Here is a 2,100-nt window from a genome sequence, read left to right as displayed (position 1 = left end):
CGCCACCACAGGCGCCCACGGCGCCGAGGACGAGCAGGCCGCCGAGCACGGCCGCGGACCATCTCTTCAACACTTGGGTGATGTCCCTTCGGAAATGTTGGGGTGTCGTGCAGGGGCGTGTGCCTGGTGCTGCTGCGCTGCTGGTGAACGTTCACAATCAAGGGCGGATCGCCACGCCGCCGGGGTGTGCGGTGTGGGGTTCAGCCGCGTAGGCCCGTCATTACATTGGCCATCGCGCTTGTATTTCGAGAGTGTTAGCGTTCTCATGCCGGGCGTCAAGTCCCGGCGCTCGGATAGTTGCCGGAAGGAGACACTCGGTGTCTGCATCGGTCGTTGGGCCGGACCGCGATCGGCGGGGGCCAGTGGCGCACGGCGGCGGGCCGGAGCTCGACGCCGTGCAGCCCCCGCTGCGCAAGGTCGGCATGCGCGACGTCGCGCGGCTCGCGGGCGTGTCGCACCAGACGGTGTCCCGGGTGCTCAACAACCTGCCGAACGTCAGCCCGGCGACCCGCGGCCGGGTGCTCGACGCGGTGCGGGTGCTCAACTACCGGCGCAACCTGGCGGCCCGCACGCTCGTCACCGCCCGGTCCCGCACGATCGGGCTGATCGGCTTCGAGACGACCCTGGCCGGCCCGGCGTCGATGATCTACGGCATCGAGAAGGCCGCCCGCGAGGCCGGCTACTACGTGAGCATCGCGACCGTCCGCTCACTCGACCGCCACTCGGTGCTCGACGCCGTCGAGCAGCTGTGCGCGCAGGCCGTGGAGGGGATCATCGCGATCGCCCCGAAGAACTCGGTGGCCGACGCGCTGACCCAGGTGCCGGCGGGCACACCGGCGGTGGGCGTCGGCGGGGCCGACGACGGGTCGGTGCCGATGCTGCGGGTGGACAACGTCCGGGGCGCCGGCCTGGCGACGCGGCATCTGCTGGAGCTGGGGCATGCGACGGTACATCATGTGCCCGGACCGGCGGACTGGCCCGAGGCGCGCGACCGCATCGACGGCTGGCGGCAGACGCTGCACGCGGCCGGCGCGATCGTCCCGCGGGTGGAGCCGGGCGACTGGAGCGCCCGGTCGGGCTACCTGCGCGGCCAGCGCCTCGCCGTCGACCCGGCCGTGACCGCCGTCTTCTGCGGCAACGACCACATCGCGCTGGGCGTGCTGCGGGCGTTCCACGAGGCGGGCCGCCTGGTGCCGGGCGAGGTGAGCGTCGTCGGCTTCGACGACACCCCGGAGTCCGGCTACTTCCTGCCCCCGCTGACCACGGTCCACCAGGACTTCGCCGAACTGGGCCGGCGCAGCGTCGAACTACTCATCGGCCAGCTGTCGGGCGCACCGGCCCCGAACGGCCCGGTCCACCTGGCCCCACACCTGGTGGTACGCGCGTCAGCCCGCCCCTCCCGCGCCGCCTAGCCCACCGCCCACCCACGCGACCCACCCCATCCCACCGCCCGTCGCCCTCCACCACCCCCAACCAACCCGCACACCGCACCCGACCGCACACTGAGCTTCCCCCGCCCCACCCACGCACCACGCCCACCCACACCCCACCACCCGTCGCCCTCCACCACCCCGACCACCCCGCACCGCGCCCGACCGCACGCCGCGCGGGTTGCGCACAGGCAGGCTGGGTCGGCAGCCGTGGTTGTGGTGGACGCCGCGTTGCCGAAACGCCGATCACGGCGCGCGTTCTCATGATCGTGGGAAACATTTGGCTGCCATGGCGACCAGAAGTTTCCCTTGATCATGGGCGACGCGTCCGTGATCACGGTTTGCGCAACGTGAGGCGAACGCCGGACCGTCGTTGGTCGTGGAGTCATGATCGATGGCGAGTTTTGGCTGCTATGACAGCCAAAAGTCGCCATGGATCATGAAGTCGGTCGAGTTGATCGCCGGTTTCGCGTGCAAGGCGCAGCCGGCACGCGGGCTCGCCCCAGCCGCGCACCACGCGCACCACGCGCACCACGCGCACCACGCGCACCACGCGCACCACGGGCACCACGCGCACCACACGCACCACGCGCACCACAGGCACCACACGCACCACGCGCACCACGCGCACCACGCGCACCACGCGCACCACGCGCACCACGCGCACCAC

General features: G+C 71.7%; 2 protein-coding genes. One reads left to right on the top strand and one right to left on the bottom strand.

The genetic code is table 11. The annotated features are described in order from the left end of the window. The first annotated feature begins 317 nt into the window (after positions 1–317). On the top strand, positions 318–1,412 hold the full coding sequence (locus tag ABZS66_RS61450) for a LacI family DNA-binding transcriptional regulator (protein WP_354774212.1): 1,095 nt from the start codon (positions 318–320) through the stop codon (positions 1,410–1,412). A gap of 403 nt (positions 1,413–1,815) precedes the next feature. Here the strand turns inward: ABZS66_RS61450 and ABZS66_RS61445 are convergent. Continuing rightward, positions 1,816–2,100, bottom strand: a 285-nt coding sequence (locus ABZS66_RS61445; RefSeq protein WP_354774210.1) for a hypothetical protein, incomplete at its 5' end; no start/stop codon positions are given.

The organism is Dactylosporangium sp. NPDC005572 (assembly GCF_040605515.1).
Lineage (GTDB): Bacteria > Actinomycetota > Actinomycetes > Mycobacteriales > Micromonosporaceae > Dactylosporangium.
The sequence above is the reverse complement of the archived record's forward strand: the minus strand, read 5'-3'. Positions and strand labels throughout refer to the sequence as shown.